The 20970-nt window shown below is 62.2% G+C and carries 19 protein-coding genes and 1 riboswitch; of the genes, 13 read left to right on the plus strand and 6 right to left on the minus strand.

Features of this window, described 5'->3' with window-relative positions; genetic code table 11:
* Positions 1-91 precede the first annotated feature (91 nt).
* From ACTNFK_RS03660 to ACTNFK_RS03670, 3 genes are all read left to right on the plus strand, one after another.
* Positions 92-1693 carry an AAA family ATPase gene (locus tag ACTNFK_RS03660; protein ID WP_435937114.1) on the plus strand — a complete coding sequence of 534 codons (1602 nt, stop codon included), beginning with the start codon at positions 92-94 and terminating at the stop codon, positions 1691-1693.
* A 605-nt stretch (positions 1694-2298) separates the two neighbouring features.
* Entirely contained in the window at positions 2299-4509 is a 2211-nt protein-coding gene (locus ACTNFK_RS03665; protein ID WP_435937115.1) for an NADP-dependent isocitrate dehydrogenase, read from the plus strand.
* Between the two features lie 52 nt (positions 4510-4561).
* Positions 4562-5173 carry a phosphoribosylanthranilate isomerase gene (locus tag ACTNFK_RS03670; RefSeq protein WP_445117194.1) on the plus strand — a complete coding sequence of 204 codons (612 nt, stop codon included), beginning with the start codon at positions 4562-4564 and terminating at the stop codon, positions 5171-5173.
* Here the strand turns inward: ACTNFK_RS03670 and ACTNFK_RS03675 are convergent.
* Positions 5170-5457, minus strand: coding sequence for a hypothetical protein (locus ACTNFK_RS03675; RefSeq protein WP_435937116.1), 288 nt, complete (start codon positions 5455-5457; stop codon positions 5170-5172). The genes ACTNFK_RS03670 and ACTNFK_RS03675 overlap by 4 nt on opposite strands.
* A 141-nt stretch (positions 5458-5598) precedes the next feature.
* Between ACTNFK_RS03675 and ACTNFK_RS03680 the strand changes: the two genes are divergently transcribed.
* The gene (locus tag ACTNFK_RS03680) at positions 5599-6471 is read left to right on the plus strand and encodes an oxygenase MpaB family protein (RefSeq protein WP_435937117.1); all 873 of its coding nucleotides are present in this window, start codon (positions 5599-5601) and stop codon (positions 6469-6471) included.
* A gap of 37 nt (positions 6472-6508) precedes the next feature.
* Here the strand turns inward: ACTNFK_RS03680 and ACTNFK_RS03685 are convergent, their stop codons facing one another.
* Positions 6509-6670, minus strand: coding sequence for a hypothetical protein (locus ACTNFK_RS03685; protein WP_435937118.1), 162 nt, complete (start codon positions 6668-6670; stop codon positions 6509-6511).
* Positions 6671-6766: 96 nt separating this feature from the next.
* Between ACTNFK_RS03685 and ACTNFK_RS03690 the strand changes: the two genes are divergently transcribed.
* From ACTNFK_RS03690 to ACTNFK_RS03715, 6 genes are all read left to right on the plus strand, one after another.
* Entirely contained in the window at positions 6767-7660 is an 894-nt protein-coding gene (locus ACTNFK_RS03690) for a dihydrodipicolinate synthase family protein (protein ID WP_435937119.1), read from the plus strand.
* Positions 7661-7692: 32 nt separating this feature from the next.
* Positions 7693-7759, plus strand: a riboswitch (guanidine-III (ykkC-III) riboswitch).
* A gap of 10 nt (positions 7760-7769) precedes the next feature.
* Positions 7770-8084, plus strand: coding sequence for a DMT family transporter (locus ACTNFK_RS03695; RefSeq protein ID WP_435937120.1), 315 nt, complete (start codon positions 7770-7772; stop codon positions 8082-8084).
* A gap of 22 nt (positions 8085-8106) precedes the next feature.
* Positions 8107-8442: a DMT family transporter gene (locus ACTNFK_RS03700; RefSeq protein WP_445117195.1), complete on the plus strand. Its 336-nt coding sequence runs from the start codon at positions 8107-8109 to the stop codon at positions 8440-8442.
* Positions 8443-8503: 61 nt separating this feature from the next.
* Positions 8504-9031: a methylated-DNA--[protein]-cysteine S-methyltransferase gene (locus tag ACTNFK_RS03705; protein WP_435937122.1), complete on the plus strand. Its 528-nt coding sequence runs from the start codon at positions 8504-8506 to the stop codon at positions 9029-9031.
* 187 nt (positions 9032-9218) lie between these two features.
* Positions 9219-11939, plus strand: coding sequence for a helix-turn-helix transcriptional regulator (locus ACTNFK_RS03710; RefSeq protein WP_435937123.1), 2721 nt, complete (start codon positions 9219-9221; stop codon positions 11937-11939).
* 21 nt (positions 11940-11960) lie between these two features.
* Positions 11961-12554 carry a hypothetical protein gene (locus ACTNFK_RS03715; RefSeq protein ID WP_435937124.1) on the plus strand — a complete coding sequence of 198 codons (594 nt, stop codon included), beginning with the start codon at positions 11961-11963 and terminating at the stop codon, positions 12552-12554.
* Between the two features lie 30 nt (positions 12555-12584).
* On the opposite strand, the gene ACTNFK_RS03720 is transcribed toward ACTNFK_RS03715, so the two are convergent.
* Positions 12585-13067 carry an ATP-dependent zinc protease family protein gene (locus ACTNFK_RS03720; RefSeq protein WP_433647597.1) on the minus strand — a complete coding sequence of 161 codons (483 nt, stop codon included), beginning with the start codon at positions 13065-13067 and terminating at the stop codon, positions 12585-12587.
* A gap of 25 nt (positions 13068-13092) precedes the next feature.
* Here ACTNFK_RS03720 and ACTNFK_RS03725 point away from each other — a divergent pair, with 25 nt between their 5' ends.
* A complete protein-coding gene (locus tag ACTNFK_RS03725) occupies positions 13093-14322 on the plus strand; it encodes a RimK family alpha-L-glutamate ligase (protein ID WP_435937125.1) in 1230 nt (409 codons plus the stop codon).
* On the opposite strand, the gene ACTNFK_RS03730 is transcribed toward ACTNFK_RS03725, so the two are convergent.
* Together ACTNFK_RS03730 and ACTNFK_RS03735 are read right to left on the minus strand one after the other, a co-directional pair.
* Positions 14319-15026 carry a YceI family protein gene (locus ACTNFK_RS03730; protein WP_435937126.1) on the minus strand — a complete coding sequence of 236 codons (708 nt, stop codon included), beginning with the start codon at positions 15024-15026 and terminating at the stop codon, positions 14319-14321. The two genes, ACTNFK_RS03725 and ACTNFK_RS03730, sit on opposite strands and share 4 nt — an antisense overlap.
* Before the next feature lie 85 nt (positions 15027-15111).
* Positions 15112-17889, minus strand: coding sequence for an aminotransferase class I/II-fold pyridoxal phosphate-dependent enzyme (locus ACTNFK_RS03735; protein ID WP_435937127.1), 2778 nt, complete (start codon positions 17887-17889; stop codon positions 15112-15114).
* 225 nt (positions 17890-18114) lie between these two features.
* On the opposite strand from ACTNFK_RS03735, the gene ACTNFK_RS03740 reads away from it, so the two are divergent.
* Together ACTNFK_RS03740 and ACTNFK_RS03745 are read left to right on the plus strand one after the other, a co-directional pair.
* A complete protein-coding gene (locus ACTNFK_RS03740; RefSeq protein ID WP_435937128.1) occupies positions 18115-19560 on the plus strand; it encodes an NAD(P)H-quinone dehydrogenase in 1446 nt (481 codons plus the stop codon).
* Positions 19557-19964: a cupredoxin domain-containing protein gene (locus tag ACTNFK_RS03745; RefSeq protein ID WP_435937129.1), complete on the plus strand. Its 408-nt coding sequence runs from the start codon at positions 19557-19559 to the stop codon at positions 19962-19964. Before ACTNFK_RS03740 ends, ACTNFK_RS03745 begins: the two co-directional genes overlap by 4 nt.
* 4 nt (positions 19965-19968) lie before the next feature.
* Here the strand turns inward: ACTNFK_RS03745 and ACTNFK_RS03750 are convergent, their stop codons facing one another.
* Positions 19969-20952, minus strand: a complete 984-nt coding sequence (locus ACTNFK_RS03750; protein WP_435937130.1) for an LLM class flavin-dependent oxidoreductase — start codon at positions 20950-20952, stop codon at positions 19969-19971.
* Positions 20953-20970: the final 18 nt, after the last annotated feature.

The following is a 20970-nucleotide window of genomic DNA, read 5'->3' on the forward strand; positions in this document are numbered from 1 at the left end:
AGGTCCCGTGCCGACACTCCATCGTGAAGGCGAGGTCGCGTTGATGAGATTGGCCATAAAACCCGGTCGATCTCTTGGGTAAGGTTGCCGCATGGTTTTCCGCTTTCATTTCACCGACATTCAAGCTCAATCCGGTGACACTTTCACTCTTCGAGAGAATGGCGTCACTTGTGTCGTGGGGGCGAATAACTCGGGTAAGTCGCAATTGCTCAAGGATCTCGTTGAGCATGCAAAAGAGGGCAATCAGGCGCGCTTGGTAGTGCTGTCCTCAGTCGCTCACTCAATGACCGTCGGTACTGCAGCTGAAGCGGAAATATTGCTTGAGCGGCAAGCGGTAAAGCAAGAACCTTCTACCTACCCTCCCCAGTACATCCTCCTCCCGAGTGGCAACGGAGTTGACGTCAACTCGTTCACTCAACATCTTGAATTTGTGAGCCAAAACGGTGCACTGGGGCATCTGCACGAAGCCTTTCTGCGCCGTATCCCCGCTGGGGCTCTAAGTTCTTATGCTGCAGGGGAACTACGTACAGACTGGTCCCCTGACCAGCAAAAGAACTGGCTGTTGAGGGTTCTGTATTCTGACGGAGAGCTTGAGCGCGAGCTATCCGATCTTGTCTCAAGCTTCTTCGCTCTTCCTCTGTTTATGGACAAGCAGGTTTTTCCGCCGAGACTGCGTGCCGGAGAAATAAAGGTTCCAGCGCCTGCCGCAAATGCCGTGACTAGAGAATATTCGCGGGCAGTGGCGGAGGTTCCAGTTCTCGATGAGCAGGGGGACGGGCTGCGGAGTTTTGCGGGTCTTGCCCTCGTAGTTCTCGCGCTTTCTCCTGAAGTGCTTCTTCTTGATGAGCCTGAGTCCTTCCTCCACCCTGGGCAGGCGCGAGCAATTGGACGATGGCTTTCAAGCGCCTCTAGAAGTCGGAATATGCAGGTCGTGGTAGCCACCCATGACAAGGACTTTCTTATTGGTCTATTGGACTCAGGCGAGGCCTCGGCAGTCGATGTGCTCAGGGTCGTCCGTTCTTCGTCGGGTAGCGAACTTCGAACCATTTCTTCGGAGAAGCTGGATGCGTACTGGGCTGATCCCGTGCTGAAGTACTCCAATGCACTCCAAGGGCTCTTCCACGAACGGGTGGTTGTCTGTGAAGGTGATGCTGACTGTCGCTTCTACAGTGCGGCAATGGAGGAACTTGCAATCGCTCGTGGCCTCCGGCACATCTCAGACGACACGCTCTTCGTCTCAAGCAATGGAAAGAACGGCGTCGCAAAGATCATTGGAGTGCTCGCCGACCTTGGTGTCCGAGCTGCGGTGATTGCAGATTTTGACGTGTTAGACAACAAAGCCACGTTGCAGTCCATCATTTCTGGACTTGGTGGCTCCTGGACCGCAGAACTCGATCAGGCGTATTCGGCAATGGCCAAGCACGTCAGTTCAAACCCACAGACATTCTGGAGGGATGCGAAGAAGGGTGGCCTGAGCAATATACCCAGGGGAGAGGGGACGAAGGCATTCAAGTGCATGATTGAGTTGCTCGCCGAGTTCCGGCTCTATGTTGTAGAAGGTGGTGAACTCGAAGACTTTTATAGAGATGAAGGCAAAGGGCCGGGTTGGATCAGTGCCGCGCTAACAGCTGATGCGCATAGGTCGAGTTCTGCAGAAGCACTTCTTAGAGCCGTGATTCCTGAACTGAGCTAGGGGTGTCCCAGATCTGGACGATATGTCGGGGCGGCCAATAGCATCGAGCGTGGGCCATTTCTGGGCCATTCTTTTCGTGAAAAGCAACTGAAACTAACTGCCACTCACCGATGCGAACCGCGAGATTCTGCCGATCTGCCTATATATACAGAACGGAAAAACCCTTGGTCACACTGAAAATCGAAAGGTCACCGGATCGATGCCGGTCGGAGCCACGTAGCGGAGAATTACGCCGCTACTGAACCCTCGCAAGGCTTCTACTTGCGGGGGTTCTTCTTTTTCCCTGTTCAGCGACGGGTTTCGCTTCTGAGCTCGAGAGTAGCGCTCGGTGACTTGCAGGCTCGAATGCCCGAGCACTGCCTGCGCATCCGGGGCTGATGCGTCCGCGTCGAACAGGATCGCGGCGAATGCGCACAACCGCAGCAAACCGAGGTGCTGGGAGCATCGTCTCCACCGCTGACCGCCATCATCGTGTCGCGCGCCTGAGCGTCAACATGAAGGCGCTGTGCTGGAGTCAATTTCTCTCGACATCAAAATACTTTCCGTAAGTTCTGTAAACTTATCGAAGAAGAAGATTTGATTTTAGATATGGAGAGCAGACTGCCGTGAGCGAACCCGTGATCATCTACACGCACACCGATGAGGCTCCCGCACTTGCGACCGCCTCTTTCCTTCCGATTGTAGAGAAGTTCACCCGAGCGGGGAATATCGCAGTCGAGGCTCGAGACATCTCGCTCGCCGCACGCATCCTCGCGGAGTTTCCGCAGAACCTCAAGACCGAGCAGCAGGTCCCCAATGCGCTGGCGGAGCTTGGCGCGCTCGCGACCGAGCCGGAGGCCAATATCATCAAGCTTCCGAACATCTCCGCTTCAATACCGCAGTTGAAGGCCGCGATCGCCGAGCTCCAAGCCAAGGGTTACGATATCCCCGACTACCCCGACGAACCGGCGGATGTCGAGGAGCACTACATCGCTTCCCGGTACGGCAAGATCAAGGGATCGGCCGTGAATCCGGTGCTGCGTGAGGGAAACAGCGATCGTCGAGCCCCCCAATCGGTGAAGAACTACGCTCGCAAGCACCCGCATTTGAACAAGCCATTTTCAAAGGGTTCGAAGACCCGGGTAATGACAATGGGGCAGGATGACTTTTTCTCAAATGAACAGTCGGTTGTCCTTGCAGAGGAAGACGAGTTGCAGATTCGCTTCGTCGCGGATGACGGCACCCAGACTGTGCTGAAAGACGGCCTGAAGGTACTCAAGGGCGAGGTCGTTGATGCGACATTCATGTCTGCGAAGGCTCTTGACAGGTTTCTTGCCGACACGATCGAACAGGCGCAGGCCGAAGACGTGCTCTACTCGTTGCACTTGAAGGCCACCATGATGAAGGTCAGTGACCCGATCATGTTCGGTCACGCCGTAAAGGCCTTCTTCAAAGACGTGTTCGACAAGCACGCAGGTGCACTCGAAGAGGCTGGTCTCACACCGAACAACGGCCTCGGGGCAATCCTTGACGGCCTGAATGATGTGCCCGGTGGTCAGGTGATTGCCGATGATATTGCGGCTGTGATTGCACGCGGCCCGCGCTTGTCCTACGTGAACAGCGACAAAGGCATCACTAACCTGCACGTTCCCTCCGACGTGATCGTCGATGCCTCGATGCCGGCGCTCTTTCGAAATGGTGGCAAGCTCTGGGGTGCAGACGGAGCCGAAGACGACACGATTGCCGTAATTCCCGACTCCGCCTACGCGGGGGTATACCAGGCCACTATCGAAGACATCATTGAGAACGGACCGTTAGACCCGGCAACCATCGGAACGGTGCCAAACGTTGGCCTGATGGCGCAAGCAGCCGAGGAGTACGGTAGCCATGACAAGACCTTCGAGATCACGGGTGGCGGGCGCGTCGAGGTGGTGAACAGTACCGGAGAAGTGCTGATGTCACACAACGTTGAGCCTGGTGACATCTGGCGCGCAACGCAGGCGAAAGATCTGCCGATTCGCGACTGGGTGAAGCTCGCCGTCACTCGGGCCCGTGCCACGGGTGTGCCCGCAGTGTTCTGGCTCGACGAAGATCGCGCGCATGACGCGTCGCTCATTGCGAAGGTGAATACCTACCTCGCCGACCATGACACCGCAGGCCTCACGATCAAGATCTTGAAACCAGAGCTCGCGACCCGCTATACCCTCGAGCGCATCCGCCGCGGCGAAGACACCATCTCGGTCACCGGTAACGTGCTGCGCGATTACCTGACCGATCTGTTCCCGATTCTCGAGGTTGGCACGAGCGCCAAGATGCTCTCTATCGTTCCGCTGCTCGCGGGGGGCGGACTCTTTGAGACCGGTGCCGGAGGCTCTGCGCCGAAGCATGTGCAGCAGCTTGTTGAAGAGAACTATCTGCGCTGGGATTCGCTAGGCGAGTTCTTTGCGCTCGCTGCATCACTCGAGCACCACGCTGATCGCACCGGAAATTCAAAGGCACGTGTGCTCGCAGGGGCGCTCGACCGCGCGACCGGCACCTTCCTCGAAGAAGATCGCTCGCCCGGGCGAAAGATTGGCACGATTGACAACCGGGGAAGCCATTTCTACCTCGCTCAGTATTGGGCTCAGGAGTTGGCGCAGCAGACCGAGGATGCAGAGCTTGCGTCGGTTTTCGCGCCGATTGCGCAGCAGCTCGTCGCAAATGAGTCCAAGATCGTTGAAGAGCTACTCGCCGTACAAGGCAAGCCGGTCGATATCGGTGGTTACTACCTTCCCGATGCCGATCTGGTCTCACAGGTGATGCGCCCGTCAGTCACGCTCAACGAGATCATCGGCTAGGCCCATTGCCACCACATTCGTAAAGATCTGCGGGCTCAGCACGCCCGAGAGTGTGGATCAGGCAGTTGCGCACGGCGCCGACGCGGTGGGGTTCGTCTTTGCAGAGAGCGTCCGCAAGGTAACGTCTGAGCTTGCCAGTGAACTTATCACCCGTGTGCCGAGCACGGTCGAGACGGTAGGTGTGTTTCGCGAGCAACCCATTGACGAGGTGATTGCGACCGCGCGAGCCGCGGGCGTGTCAACGATTCAGTTTCACGGGCGTGAGCCGGTCACTGATCTGCGGCGAGCGCAAGATGAGGGCTTTCGCACCCTGCGCGCGTTCGGCGTTGATGAGTACCTCGCGTTGAGTGAGGTGGATCGCGCAGTGTGGGCTGGTGAACGGCTGCTGGTTGACGCAGTCGAGCCAGGGGGCGGCACCACGTTTGATCCGCAGCTGATCGAACAAGGCACCCCGACGGGGTGGTGGTTGCTTGCTGGCGGGCTGACCCCGGAGAATGTTGGGGATTTGATCGCTCGGTTGCGGCCGAGCGGCGTCGATGTATCAAGCGGCGTGGAGCTGCAGCGCGGAGTGAAATCACTCGAGCGCATCGCGGCGTTCCTGGCCGCTGCGCGAGCGCCCGGCGGCCCGGGCAGAGTTGATCGGGCACAGCCGCCGATCACTTAGGGGTTGTTCTCGGTCGGGGCATCAAGCGGGGTCGAATACGGGGCCGCGAGAAGCTTGAGGGCGAACGCTTTGGCGTTCGCTTCGCCGTCAACAGATATAGCAAGATTTGTCCAGATGACGAACGAAACCTCGTTCGCGGGGTCTGTGGAAACGACAGTGTCGAAACCCGGGAATTCTCCTTCAAGGAGGAGGTAGATGCGGTTGCCTCCAAAGCGCGCCTGTTCGATGGCAAGGCCGTACTGTGGGCCGTTGTCTCCTCGCTCCGGTGAAATTTTTTTGTACACGGTTCATATTTCCCCCTGTAAGTGGGTCTCTGTGAAATAAGCTCGAACCGACGCACCAACCGTCGGCGGCAGCGAATGTGCTTCCGATCTCAGATGACGCGGCGCACTCGGCGCCTGGTGCGGGTTTCTAGGAGGAAAACAATGACGGATGCCTACCCGAGCCGCACACTCGCAGACGCGCCACGCGCAGACGACGGACACTATGGTCCCGACAGCGTCTCGTGGCGCGTGTTTTCGGACCCGGGTTCGATGCTCGGCGCGAAGAATGCCGTCTTTCTGCAGATGCTTGAGCCAGGCATGATGACCCACTTCGAGCGCGTCTCGCTCACCAGCGAAGGTCCGGAGGCGATGGCGGCCAGATTTGACCGCACGTCTGCCTATCTGCGCGACGCGATCTTCGCCGACAAAGCCCACGCGGATGCTGCCGCCGCGCATGTCGACAGGCTGCACGAGCACGCGAGCTGGACAAACCCGGAGACCGGTGAGGTTGTCAGCGCCAAGCAGCCGGCATGGCAGCGTTGGACCTGGTGGACGTATATCTGGTCGGCGGTACGTGGCTACCAGGAATTTGGCCCCGGCCTCTCGGCCGCAGACGCGGATCGGCTGGTGGTCGAATCCCGGCTCGGTGCCGAGAAGCTCTTCGTGCCCGGACCCTACTTCGACACATTCGCGGAACTCGACCAATACATTCGAGACGAGCTCAACACCAAAGCTCTGACCCTTTTTGCAGCGCTGGCGGGGCACGCGCTCCGCCATCCGGACGTCAAGGGGCCGGTCGCAAAGTGGGCGACGCGACGAGTGCTCAATGGCATCCTCTCGCTGCTTCCTGAAAGCGCCCGGCTCTTCTACGCCGTGGAGGATCGCAGCGCGAAGGAGCTGGCGCAGGGTGCCCGCTTCACCAAATGGGTGGCGAAACTCGCACGCAAGAATCGATCGGCCGAGCAACTTATCGCCGAGGCGGTGGGAGACTCGATCGCCAAACCGTATCAGCGGGTCCGTGTGAAGACGGCATAGAGCGGGGAGCGATCCGCCGCTATTTGCCGACGGGCGCTCACAGCATTCTGATCAGAGATCGCTTCTTCTCGAAGTAGGCATGTTCAGACATAGTGCCATTGGCGCGCTGCTCTTCGAGCTCACGGATCGCCTCAATGACTGTGAGCTGCTGGTCTTCGCGGGTGCCACTGTGCAGCGTATTCTCTTCCCGGATTCTCATTCTCGCCCTCCTCATACTGCCTAAGAGCAGAGTAGGCGAAGGGTCTGACATGCGTTTACAGGCCCTATCATCGAAGCGCACACCAGAGGAGGTTCCATGTTTTCCGGAATGAGCGCGTTTCCGTTGACTCCGTTGTTTGACGATGCGGTCGATGAGCGAGCATTCACTGGGCTCGTACAGCGACTCGCCGTGGCCCGCGTTGATTCAATAACTGCGCTGGGTTCCACGGGCGCTGCTGCGTACCTCACGCTGGAGGAACGCGCTCGCGTAGCTGCCCTCGCTGTCGAGCACTCACAGGGAGTCCCCGTGATCGTAGGTGTGAGCGCACTGCGCACCTCCCATGTGCTTGCCAACGTGCGTGCTGCAGAGCGAGCCGGCGCGCAGGGCCTGCTTCTCGCGCCAATGTCTTATCAACCTTTGGCAGACGGCGATGTGTTTGAGCTCTTTCGTTCGGTACTCGGAGCGACCGACTTGCCGGTCATCCTCTACGACAATCCCACGACGACCCATTTCACCTTCACTGACCAGCTGTACGCACGCATCGCGAAACTCCCGGGCCTCGGGTCGATCAAGATCCCGGGGGTGCCCCAGGATCCGGATGAGGCCCTCGCTCGCGTTCAGCAGATAAGAGCTCTCGTGCCGAAGCACGTAACGATCGGCGTCTCAGGTGATGCGGTTGCTGCCGACGGATTGCTGGCTGGATGCGATTCCTGGTACTCGGTGGTGGGAGGCACGCTTCCCGAACTTGCGATGCAGATCACTCAGCTTTCACTGAGCGGTTCAACCGGCGACGCGCACGCAGAATCAGAGCGACTCAGACCGCTGTGGGATCTGTTTGCCGAGTGCGGCGGAAGCTTGCGTGTCGTGGCGGCGATTGCTGAGCACCTGGGCCTGGTGGCTCCGCGCTGCCTGCCGCTACCGATTCAGGGTCTCTCTGATGCGCAGCGGATACGCGTCGCGGAGGTGGTTGCGGCCCTCAACCTCCGCTGAGTCTGGCGCGCCGATGCTGGTACCATCGGTGACTGGAACCCGATAATCGGGTTCGCGGACGAGGGAGCAGTACCCGCATCGCGACAAGACTGACTCGAAAGGGTTCGTCATGGCATGGTTGGTGCTAATCGTTTCAGGGATGCTCGAGGCGGTGTGGGCCGCGGCGCTCTCTGCCTCACAGGGGTTCACCAAATGGCGGCCCGCCGTACTGTTCGTCGTGTCGCTGAGCGTCAGCATGATGGGCCTCGCATGGGCGATGCTCCAGCTGCCAGTCGGTACGGCCTATGCGGTGTGGGTCGGAATCGGTGCGACTCTCACGGTGATCTGGGGGTTCGTCACTCGACAGGAGCGCCCGACGTTCGCGAGAATTCTCCTGCTTCTCCTCTTGGTTGGCTGTGTGATCGGACTGAAGGTGGTGAGCTGAGGTGCCGTGGATCGTGCTCCTGATGAGCGCGGTTCTTGAGGCAGTCTGGGCGACTGCACTCGGACTCTCGAACGGATTCACCGAACCAGCCCCCACCATCGTGTTCCTGATCGCGGCAGTGGCGAGCATGGTGGGGTTGGGTTGGTCGGTGCGGGTGATACCCATCGGTACGGGGTACGCGGTGTGGGTTGGAGTGGGGGCCGCGCTCACCGTGTCGTATGCGATGCTCACCGGGACTGAGAGCGTCTCTCTGGGGAAGATGCTCTTCATCGCAGGTATCATTCTCGCGGTAATCGGGTTGAAGCTCGTTCAGGGGGCAGCAAACACACGCGCCGCGGTCGACCCAGAGTCGACGTAGGCCGCTTGCCGCGTGCAGCCGGTGTGGGAGAGTGGCTGCGAAGACCGAAAGGATCACAACGGTGACCCAGATTCATGCGCAGATTCTCGACACGCCAGATGGCCCGTTCACGATCGTGGAGTTGCCCGACGGAACCGTCGTCGCGTCGGGATGGAGTGCTGATATCGGGAAGATAGTGGCCCAGTCGCCGCTGTCTCGCAACGCGGAGACTGTGACTGTCCACGCAGAGGGCCCCGACCTTGCGAGCGCCCGAGCGGTGCGCGAATACTACGGTGGTAACGTTCGCGCCATTGAGACCCTGCGGGTCGCGCACCAGGGCACGCCCCTGCAACAAGCGGTGTGGGAACGCCTGCGCGAGATTCACTGTGGGTACACGCTCTCGTACGGAGAACTCGCGCGCAGTATTGACGCGCCGGGGGCATCGCGGGCGGTGGCGAGCGCCTGTGCTCGCAATGCGATCGGGTTGTTCGTGCCATGTCACAGGGTTGTCTCCGCGACTGGGTCGCTCTGTGGGTTCGCGTGGGGCCTGCCAGTCAAAGCGAGTCTGCTCGAGCGCGAGCAGCTTCACTTTTATCCATCGAATGCATGAGCGTGCTATGAATCCCACATGATTTTATATTTGCACTCACTCCAAACCTCGTGCCGGAACCTTAGACACTGTTGACATTTTTGGTCGGGTGGGTGAACCTGTAGGCATCAGTGATGATGCCGTGCCGGGGGGACACTATCGGGCGTAGTTTGCGCCTGCTTATACCTTCCGGGGCAGGGGTGGTCGTATGGTCGAGGAAGTCTTTCAGCAGTCAGGAGAGGGGCTTTTTCGCGGCCTGACGCCAGTTTTCGACACGTCGGTGATGGCTGAGCGGCTCAAAGCGGTCGTAGCGGCCGTGTCGCAGCCGGGAGCCTCGGTGTTGTTGCTCGGTGAACCTGGGGCAGGCAAATCGAGGCTCGCCGAAGCCGCCGCGTATACCCTCGAAGCGCAGGAAAGTCCCGAATTCTACGTCACCGTGATGTCGACTCCACCGGTAGAAACCAGTGGAATTGCGGCGGTGTTCGGATTCTATTTCCCCGAGATTCTTGAGGGGGAAGAAGGGGCAGGGTTCTTAGAGAGCGACTCGGTCTCGCCGCAGGTGTTCGCGACACGCTTGATGAACGCGATCCGTGGTCGCGCTGGCGGGCGGGAACCGGTTCTCGTGGTATCTGATGTACACGCCTACGGACCTCTGCCGGCCTTCCTGCTTGAACACCTCGTGCGCTCACGGTCCCTGCGTCTTATTGCGACCGCCCATCGACTCACCGGCGCAGCGAGTCGCATGGGTCGAGACCCTCGAGTGCAACGGATCACGGTCGGGCCGCTCAGCCTCGAGGAAGCGGATCTGTTTCTCTCCCGGCGCCTCGGCGTCTCGCACATCGCGACCGAGACGCTCCGGCGCTGGCACGCCGCTACGGCGGGAAATAGCTATGCGTTGGGTGTATTGGCGCTGTCCTGCGAACGACGGGGTGTGCTCAGGCGAAACCGTGGCCTTGCCTGGGTGCCACGAGGCGCCGACGATGCACCCGAGGAGTTCGCGGTGTTCGCGAGAGAAGCTTGCAGCGAAGCAGAGTTGCGCACGCTCGAACTCATCGCGCAGGCTGAACCACTGGTAGAAACACCGTTGCTGCAGCTGGTCGACCCGGGGTGCAGCGCCTCATTGATCGAGAAAGGCCTGGTGCGCACGCGTCGGCACCCCAGCGGGAGCATCGCGCTTGAGACTGCGCACCCGATACTCGCAGCCGCGATCCGCGAGCATATGAATCGGGCCAGACAGGTCGAGCTCAGCGCGCAGTTGTTTCATGCGCTGGATGCGGATCGGAGCCACTCGACCCTGATCTCGACACCGCAGCTCCTCACGCGACTGGTGGTGTTTGGCCTGGACAGTGGGCAGGACTTGCCGACCGCCTGGCTCTCACAGGCCTTCGCGTTCTTGAAGGGCGGATCGGATCCGAAGCTTCTCTTGCGAGTGTCGCTCGAACTGATCCACAGTTCCGATCCTGAGGAGGCGGCAGTCGTCGCGGTGCGAGCGGCAAGCTATGCGCGGCTGCTCGGCGATCATCAGCGGCTTCAGCTTGCCATTGCCGGAATTCGCGACATCACGGCTGACCCGGCCCGCTTCGATGAGTTGCCAGCCCCACTCAAGACTCGGCTTCGGCTCCTCCTCATCGAACATAGCTTTTGGGAGGGGAGCAGAATCGAGAATGTGCTTCTCGAGCTACAGGCTGTCACAGATGCGCTGGGAGAGTTCGATCCGGTGTCGCAAGAGATGGTGCGAAGCTCCCGGCTGATGCTTCTGGCGTATGACGGTCGGCTTCGGGAGGCCGCACTCGAGAGCCCCGCGCCCGAGTCAGCGTCACACATCAACGTCGAGTGGGTGCGTGCCCCCGCGAGAGCGGTCAACGCACTCATTCAGCAGCAAGACGGCCAACTCGACGACGCGATACGGATCGCTGAAGAAGCCCGACTGCTTTCGCTCCTGGGGGATCGGGTGCCGACTGACACCGTAGATCTCCAAGGATTTTGCTTGTTCTTTGGTTTTTGGGCAAGCGGGAGCCGGGAAGCGGGGCGTCAAAGCCTCGAAGAGTTGCGGGAAAGCGGCAGCGCCGATGTGCAAGCCGTGGTGTATCTCTCGGGGCTCGTAGAGTCAGGCTCCGCGCTCCTGGCTGCGCAGGAGGCGCGCTGGAGGGATGCCGCGGATCTAGCCGAACAGCTCCTCGATGGAGTGAAGACGTACGACGGATACGGCCTGAGGCCCCTACTGCACGCGGTGCATGCTCTCGCGCTCGCCGCGTTGGGTGAGAGCGAGTTTGCCGTTTCTGAGTTGCGACGCGCCCATCGGGAAGAGCGGGGGGTCTCGCGCGCGGTCGAGGGGTTCCGTCGCCGCCTCATGGTGCGCACCATGCAATGGCTGAGAGTCGGAGACCCCGCCGCCGAGGCGCTGGGGATGGCTGAGTGGGCCCGTGAGCAGGGGGTGAGGCTCGTCGAGCTCGAGGCTTTGCACATGGTGGCACTCGAATCCCGTTCACTGGCACGCACCATCGAATCGCGGGCTCGGGAACTCGCCACGGCAATCGATCAACCCATCGGCGACGTGATCGTCAGTCACATCGAGAAGATCATTGCGGGAGTGCACCCTACCGATGTCGACGAACCAGAGGTGCGTCTCCTCTCGGAACTTGGTTTGTGGATCCCGCTGCCCCTTTCGGGCGGCCTGTCTGCGCGCGAGCGAGAGATAGCACTGTTCGCATCACTTGGGTACTCCTCGCGATTTATTGCTGAGCGCTTGCACCTGTCTGTGCGCACGGTCGACACTCACCTCGGGCACGTCTACGCGAAGCTGGGGGTGGAGGATCGCGACGGCCTCAGGCAATGGTTCGCAAACGATCGCCACTTCTCGCATCGGAACGGCGACGCGCAGGCGGCTCCAGAGGCACCACGGAAGATTCCCGGAGTCTCTGCGGCGTAGCCGGTCGCTTATGATGTGCGCATGGGCCGAGCAGCGAAGAGCATCGAGACAGCCACCGGGCTTCCATGGCTGGAATGGACCGAATGGCTCGAGGGTCAGGGCGCTTCAGCACTCGCCCATGCGGAGTTGGCGCGCCTGGTGCTCGACCGCATCCGGCAGCTGGGCATTGACCGGCATGCCAGCACCGGCGAGCCGTTGAACGACGGTTGGTGGGCGCAGACGATCGCTATCGACTACGAGCACGATCATGGCATGCGCGAGGTTGGCCAGGGGCACTTGGGCACGTTTGCCGCCTCAGCGTCGAAGACCATTCAGGGCACACTCGATGAGGCGCTCAGCGCCTGGCTCGACGTGATGGCGGGTGTCACCGAGATAGATCGGGTGCCGTTTTCCGAACAGCCGACGACATCTGCAACTGAGAAGTGGCGCTACTGGCGGGTCTCGCTCGCAGACGGCACCCGCGCACAGGTTGACATCTCCGTCAAACAGGTCGCGGAAGGTGCGCCCGCGAAAGCGGTCGTCTCGGTGCAGCACTCCAAGCTGGAGTCGGCAGACGATATTCCACCGAAAAAAGCCGCTTGGAAGGCACTGCTCAGCCAGCTCAATCTGAGGTAGAGGGTTGCGCCCGAAGCGCCGAATCAGAGACTAGCGCGACTGGCCACGATTCTTGCGGCGGATCGCAGAGCTGGGCTTGCCGCCGAGGTACGAGGCGGCCGGATCCACGAGAAACCCCTGTCGGAGCGCCTCGCGGCCGATCAGCATGCGAAACACCATCTCGTGCCGACTCGTGAGCGTGAATTCGGCGGGAATCCGCCGGCCGAGCAACTCGATGTCCATGAGCACTACGAGGCGATCTTGTGAGTGCCCGGACGAGCTGCGCACCGTGCGCCGGTCGTGCACAGGGAGTTCAACCCGAAGCTCGTCATTGTCGTTATGTTGCCAAGGATGCACGGTAAAGCGCACCCAGTCTGATCCGTCGCGCGAAAACTCCTCAACGTCAGCGGCGTGCAGGGCAGAAGTCTGCGCACCGGTGTCAATTTTCGCCTTTATGTGCGACACGCCGATGTTCGGGAGGGTTACCCATTCACGCCACCCGGTGAGGGTGCTTGAATGGTGGGGTTCGTTCACCCTTCTATATTGGCAGGTACTTTACGTGAAACTCGCGATTCTCTCGCGCGCGCCCCAGGCGTACTCGACGCAGCGCCTCCTCGCAGCCGCCGTCGACCGTGGACATCGTGCGCGCGTGCTCAACACGTTGCGCTTCGCGATCGACCTCGCCGGTGATGAACCCGACCTGCGCTATCGGGGCAAGCCGCTGAGCGATTACGACGCGATCCTGCCGCGCATCGGCAACTCGATCACGTACTTCGGCACCGCCGTCGTGCGCCAATTCGAGCAGATGGACGTGTACACGCCGAACACCGCGAACGGCATCTCGAACGCGCGCGACAAGCTGCGCGCGACACAGATCTTGTCGCGACACAACATCGCCATGCCCGCGACAGCCTTCGTGCGTAACCGGGCCGACGTGCGCCCGGCGATCGAGAGCGTGGGTGGTGCGCCGGTCGTGATCAAGCTGCTGGAGGGCACCCAGGGCATCGGCGTGATTCTCGCGCCCCAGGTGAAGGTCGCGGAGGCCATCATCGAGACTCTGCACTCCACCCGGCAGAATGTGCTGATTCAGCGCTTCGTGTCCGAGAGTCGCGGCCGCGACATTCGGGCGCTCGTCGTGGGTGACCGGGTGGTGGCCGCGATGCGCCGCATCGCCAGCGGTGACGAGTTCCGTTCGAACGTGCACCGCGGTGGCACCGTGGAGTCGGTGCAGCTCGAGCCGGCATACGAACAGGCTGCGGTACGCGCGGCCCAGATCATGGGTTTGCGGGTCGCTGGCGTTGACATGCTCGAAGGTGATGAGGGCCCACTCGTGATGGAGGTGAACTCCTCGCCGGGATTGCAGGGCATCGAGAGCGCGACCGGTCTTGACGTTGCTGGTGCCATCATTGACTACATCGCACGGCAGGTCACCTTCCCCGAGATTGACGTGCGCGAGCGACTCAGCGTCTCGACCGGTTACGGTGTGGCGGAACTCGTGATGCACGGGGGAGCCGAGCACCTGGGCAAGCCACTCGGCGAACTCGGTCTGTGGGATCGCGACATTACCGTGCTCACCCTGCACCGCGGTGTGCAGGTCATTCCGAACCCTCGCAAGCACGTCGTGCTCGAACCGGAGGATCGCCTGCTGTGCTTTGGGAAGCTGGAAGAGATGCGATCGATGATCCCTGAGCGCCCCAAGCGCCGCGCCCGGGTGCGCAAGCTGCCGAAAGAGATTCAGGCGCTGGCCGACGGTGACCGGGTGGATCCGCGATCCACCCACGGCGACTAACCCCGCCGCGCGACCAACTCGAACTCGACGAAGCCCTGGTTCTCCACTGACACGAACCCGAGGCTGGGTGCCTGCACGCCGAAATCGGAAAATGCGATCGAAATCTGGCCTGCGATCTCGGCGGTCGCACCGTCCGTGCGCACCTGCGCGGTGAAGGTGACGGGCTTCGTGACGCCAGCGATGGTGAGCTCGCCCACGAACTGCTGCTCAACGGTCTCACCCACGATCGGCACCTCCGCCGCGACGGTCGGCTGGGTGAGGCGGAACGTGGCCGTCGGGTGCTCGGAGGTGCGCAGCGCGGTGTCGCGGAAGTAGCTATCGCGCTGTGGGCTATCCGTGGATATCGAGCCGACGTCGACCGTGAACTCGGCCTCAGTCAGCGTGAGCTCACTCACGGTGAGGGTTCCCTCGACCTGCGAGGTGCGTCCCGTGACGGTGACATCGGTGCCGTTGAGCACCTCGTCGACCCGGTAACCGGCGACCGAGCCTTCGCCCAGCCTCCACGTACCGCTCAGGCTCGCGGCATCAAGCGGGGCATCGTCGCCCATCGAGAGCGTCGTGTCATCGGCAGTGAGCAGCGGGGTCTCTGCCGGTGGAGGGGCGAGAAAGTCGCGGTAGACAACAGGCCCAGCGGTCACCGCGATCACACTGACAGCGATGATGCCGACGACTACTGAGATCGCGATCTTCGTTCGTTTGGTCATCTATGTTCCGCCTGCCCTGCATCGACTCTTGATGCCCACCAGGATGCCCTCCATGCCCATGAAGTGCCTGGGAGGAGAGTCTTCGCTACCCTCGCAGTACCCGAAACCCACGCACGGGATCATAGCCGTGGATCTCGCGGGTATCGAGCACCGCCATGAAATCGAGAATCTCGGGCGTGATCACTTGCCCCGGCACGAGCACCGGGAACCCAGGCGGGTACGGGGTTACGAACCCGCCGCTCACCGGCACCTCGCCGCGATCCACACGTTCGCGCAGTTCGGAAATGAGCACGTGCTCGACAGCCGCGCGCCGCTGACCCTTGAAGAAAGCCGCGCGCATGTCGCCATCGGGCAACTGACCGTCGGTCGAGTAGCCAGTGGAAAACGAGCTGAAGTCGGGGAGCGGTGGCATCGCGACCTCGCCGGGAAGTGGCAGATCGGGATCGCGCTGCGCTTTGTCTTCCTCGAAGCGCTCGGCCAGCTTCACGAGCACCTCGATAAGGTAGGCGATCGCGCTGCGCGAAGTGCCGATGTTCGTCATGAACAGCACGGTGTTGCGGCTGGTCTTGTTGACCTGCACGCCGTAGCGATCCATCAGATAATCGTGTTTAAACGTGTCTCCGTCGACGCCGGTGCGGCTGATCTCGATGGTGATTCGGCTCGGGTCGACCACAAACTCATCGGTCGACCAGGCCTGCCACATGGTCGCAAGTCCATCGCGCAGCGGCATCGGGCGACCACCCTCGCGGTACTCCGCGGGGATGAGGTCGTGCGCGGTGAGCACCCGAAACGTGCGGCGCAGCAGCGGGTGGCGTGCGACAGCTTGGCACAGGCTCGTGGCCAGGTCGAGCTGCCGTTGCACCAATTCGAAGCCCTCGAGCTCAACCTGGCGGCGTCCGAGATCCAGCGAAGTGAGGATCTGGTAGTTCGGGGAGGTCGTTGTGTGCGTCATGTATGCCTCGTGGAACGGCTCCTCGGCCTCGCGCACCCAATCCTGGTCGTAGACGTGGATCATCGATCCCTGTCGCAGCGACGTCAGCGTCTTGTGCGTCGATTGGGTGGCGTAAACACGCAGGCGCGCATCGGGTGCGGGTACCAGTCGCTCACTCAACCACACCTCGTCGGGAGCGGGATTCCCGTCGGCGTCGAAGAGCCGCTCTCGCTGGGAATGATAGTCGGAGGCATGCTGCGAGCTCTTCAGCCGCTCTTCGAGGCGCTTCGCGGCCGCCATTGCGGTGCGACGGCGGGTCACCGGGTGGAAGGCAGCAAACGCGAACCACGCCTCGTCCCAGAGGAACACGAGATCCGGCTTGATCGCGAGGCACTCGGCCATGACACGCTCGGGGTCATACACGATCCCGTCGAACGTGCAGTTGGTGAGGGTCACCATTCGCACCTCGTCAAGGCGTCCAGCCGCGCGGTAGTCGAGGAGCATCTGCTTGATGCGGCTGAGGGGAACCGCCCCGTAGAACGCAAACTCGTTCAGCGGGTAGGCCTCCAGGTATGCCGGGCGTGCACCGGTCAGCATCACCGCATGGTGATGGGACTTGTGGCAGTTGCGATCCACCAATACCACCTCGTTGGGCGACACGAGAGCCTGGTGCACGATCTTGTTGGCGGTCGACGTGCCGTTGGTCACGAAGAAGGTGTGTTTTGCGCCGAACGCGCGAGCCGCGAGATCCTGTGCCTTCTTGAGCGTGCGCACCGGGGCGAGGAGCGAATCGAGACCGCCCGAGGTGGCGCTGGTCTCGGCGAGCAACAAGTTCAGGCCGTAGAAGTCGGCCAGATCGGTGATCCACTTCGACCCCACGACCGAACCGCCGCGGGCGATGGGCAGGGCGTGAAACACGCCGACCGGTCGCCTGGCGTGATCCTGGATCGCGCTAAAGAATGGGGTGTCGTAGAGGTGCGAGATGCGGCGCAGCAGCGTGAGGTGCAACTCGAGGTGGTCTTCGCGGCGGAAGACGCGACGGAAGCGACGAGTGAGCGCGCTCGCCAGGTCTTCGATGTGCGCCCCTGCCATGAGGTACAGGTCGAGCTCGGGGCGAAGGGTGGCGAGGGTATCGGCGAGGCCGAGCACGCGCTGAATCATCGCCAGCGAGCTCTTCGCCGATGCGGGCTGCGTGCCCGATTCCGCGCGGGCTAGCGCGATGGTCTCGCGCAAATCGCGGCTGAGGTGCTGCTTGGAGTGCTCGGTGAAGCCGGGGCGCACTACCACCGCGAGGATGTTGGGGTTGGTGAGTACCGCGGCGACCGCGTCGTCGGCAGAGGGAACGATGACGTAGTCGTAGACGAAGGGATCGCCGCTACTGCGGAGTTGTCGCACCTCTTGGCGGATCGCATCACGATCGGCCTCGGTGGTTTCGTCGACGATCAGCACCTCGAACCGGGGGCGAGAATCAACATCGTCGTCGAGCTCAACACGCTCGACCTCGTCGAGGTACTGATCGCGGGGTGTCTCAGGGATGGTGCTGCGGCGGATGCGGTTGACCACACGGCCGATGCGATCCAAAGCGGCCTGCGTGTCGCCCTTGTGGAGCAGATTGGTGATCTCGACCACGTAGCGCTGCCCAAAACCGGCCCAGTACATCTCGATGGTTTCGAGGGCGCGAAGCAGCCGCGAGATCTCCCCGTCTGCCTCAAGCGCGCTCGATCCCGGGCTGCCGTGTACGAGCAGCTTGACCGCCGAACGGAGATATTCCCAAGCGTCACTGCGCATTCGCCAGGTGCTTGAGGGCATTCCGGGATCGCGCTCAAGCCGTGCCTCGCCGCCACTCGACAACGTGTCGGGCGGTGACGGTGCGAAGGGCGTGGCCTGCAGGCCTTCGGGTAATTCCGCGCGCATCGAATCCAGGAGCGGCATTGGCAGGGTCCTTCCCACGTCGGTGCCCAGAAAACAATCTCGGTGGCGACGACGCAAACGAAACTTTGGGGGTTATGCACCGAGTGTACGCCCCATCCATGCTTGTGGTTGCATGCGGGCCGCAGGTGCGGTGAAGAAATAGTGCGTTCTTTCCGGAGGAAAGCGACCCTGTGCTGGGTGCGCTGCCCGCGAAGGGTTGGCGCGACACGGCCTAGGATTGACTCCATGGTCCAGGCTTATGAACGCAAGCATCGAATCGTTGTTCTCGGCGGTGGCCCAGGCGGGTACGAAGCCGCCTTGGCGGGGGCGCAACTCGGTGCCGAAGTCACGCTCATTGAGCGCTCGGGGGTGGGCGGTGCTGCTGTGCTCACAGATGTCGTGCCCTCGAAAAGTCTGATCGCGACGGCAGGTGCCGCACGCGCCGTGCGGGAGTCGGGAAACCTCGGTGTGCAGGCGTTCCTCCCCGGAGCTGACGGCAAGCCGATCCGCCCCGAAATTGCGTTGAACCTCGCGGCAGTGAACAAACGGCTCACTGCCATGGCCGCGGCGCAATCAATTGACATGCAGACGACTCTTGAAGACGCCGGTGTGCGCGTGGTGCATGGTGACGGTCGCCTTGACGGGCCCAATGCCGTACTCGTCTCAACCGCGAGCGGCGGCGAGGGTACCGATTTTGACCGGATCGAGACGGACACACTCGTGGTGGCCGTTGGTGCGCGGCCTCGCGAGCTTGACTCGGCGAAGCCCGACGGCGAACGCATTCTGAATTGGAAACAGCTCTACAACCTCACCACGTTGCCCGAGCATCTCATTGTTGTGGGCTCTGGCGTGACCGGGGCCGAGTTCGCGAACGCGTATCGCACGCTCGGCGCGGAGGTAACGCTGGTCTCAAGTCGCGAGCGGGTGCTTCCCGGCGAAGATCCCGATGCTGCGACCGTGATCGAGAATGAATTCAAACGCATCGGCATGAAGGTGATGTCGAAGTCGCGAGCCGAATCAGTCACCCGCACCGACTCCGGGGTGCTGGTGCGGTTGGCCGACGGCAGCACCATCGAGGGCTCCCACTGCCTCATGGCGGTCGGGTCGATCCCGAACACCGTGGGCATCGGCCTGCGTGCCGCGGGCGTGGAACTCACCGACAGCGGCCACATTCGGGTCAATAAGGTCGCGCGCACCGCTGTGCCCTCGATTTACGCGGCTGGAGACTGCACCGACTTCTATCCGCTCGCTTCGGTCGCCTCAATGCAGGGGCGCACCGCGATTATGCACGCACTCGGTGACTTTGTGCGTCCGATCGACCTGCGCAACGTCGCGGCGAACGTGTTTACCCACCCCGAGATCGCGAACGTGGGCTGGAACGAGCGCACCCTCGCCGATGCCACTGGCATGGCAAGGTCGGTGCAGTACACGATTCCATTGAACATCAATCCGCGCGCCAAGATGATGGGCATCAAAGACGGGTTCGTGAAGCTCTTCGCGTGGGAAGCATCGCGCACCGTCATCGGTGGGGTCATCGTCGCTCCACGGGCGAGTGAATTGATCTTTCCGCTCGCGCTCGCCGTCGAGCACCGACTCACGGTCGATCAAGTTGCTTCCGCATTTGCGGTCTATCCCTCGCTTTCCGGCGCAATTACTGATGCGGCGCGAGCGATGCACGCGAGTCAGCTGTGAGCGGGCGCTCCCTATTCGGGGGTGGATCAGCCAGGTCGGCCTGGCGGATGCTCCTGCGCGGCCTTACTGCCACACTCGCGGTGATCGCCCTCAGCTTGGTGACCGCGTGCTCTGGCCAGGTGAAGCCCGACGTGGTGCCCTCGGCCGAGGGTGTGGACGCGGCAGTCGTGGTCGCGGTGATCGACAACCGATACGAGCCCGCACTCGTGGAAATCGAAGTGGGTGACGCGGTGCGTTGGGAGTTTCAGGGCAGCATGGAGCACGACGTGGTCGGGGCTGACGGCAGCTTCGTGAGCGACCTGACCACGAAGGGAAGCTACACCCACGTGTTCGACACTGCGGGGGAGTTCGCCTACGATTGCTCGGTTCACCCCGAGATGACGGGCCTCGTTCGGGTGAAGTAGGGGTTCAGCCCAGCGGCGCGGCGATGCGCAGCGAGGTGAGCTGTTCGGCGCGGGTCGGGGCGGGGTGCACGGTCATCAGTTCGTCCGCCTCGGCGTGGGCTGCGAATGCCGCGAGCTCTTCCTGCACCCGCTCGCGCCCGCCGAGCGCCGTGTACGTGAGCATCTTGCGGATCTCCTGCGCGGCTGGGCTGTCGAACAGCTGCCGGGCCTCGGCCTCGGTGAGTTCGACCTCGCGGCCGCGGGAGAGGAAGCGACGCACACGCTCGAGCTCGGTGCGGGCGAAGAGCGCCTCCGCGGCTGCGTCGGTGTCCGCGGCCACGACGTTGATGCCTGCGATGACGTAGGGCTCAGGGTGGCGCGCGCTGGGCACGAAGTTGCTGCGATAGTGTCGCACCGCCGAGCCGAGAGCCTGCGGGGCGAAGTGGGAGGCGAACGCATATGGCAGCCCGAAGTGCGCGGCCAGGTTCGCGCCGAACAGACTTGACCCCAAGATAAACATGGGCACGTTTGTGCCGCGCCCCGGGTATGCATTGACCGCGGTGCGCGGTAGCTCATCAGAGAGTAACTGCTGCAGCTCACGCACGTCAGCCGGAAAGGTCTCTGCCGCGCTGTGGCTGCGGCGCATCGCACGGAACGTCGCCATATCGCTCCCGGGTGCCCGCCCGAGCCCGAGGTCTATGCGCCCCGGGTGGAGCTCGGCGAGCATGCCGAACTGCTCGGCGATGACGAGGGGGGAGTGGTTGGGCAGCATGACCCCGCCAGCACCGAGGCGGATCCGCTCGGTGTGCGCTGCCACATGAGCGATGAGCACCGCGGTTGCGCTCGACGCGATCGCCGACATGTTGTGATGCTCGGCATACCAGACTCGCTCGTACCCGAATTTCTCGGCGGATCGCGCCAGATCGACCGAGTGGTGAAGCGCCGCGGCGATGTCTCCGGACTCTTCTACGGTGGCAAGATCGAGGACGGAGAGCGGCACGCGTGTCATGCCCGGTGCAACGCCGGG

This window comes from Leucobacter fengyongliangi (assembly GCF_052386045.1).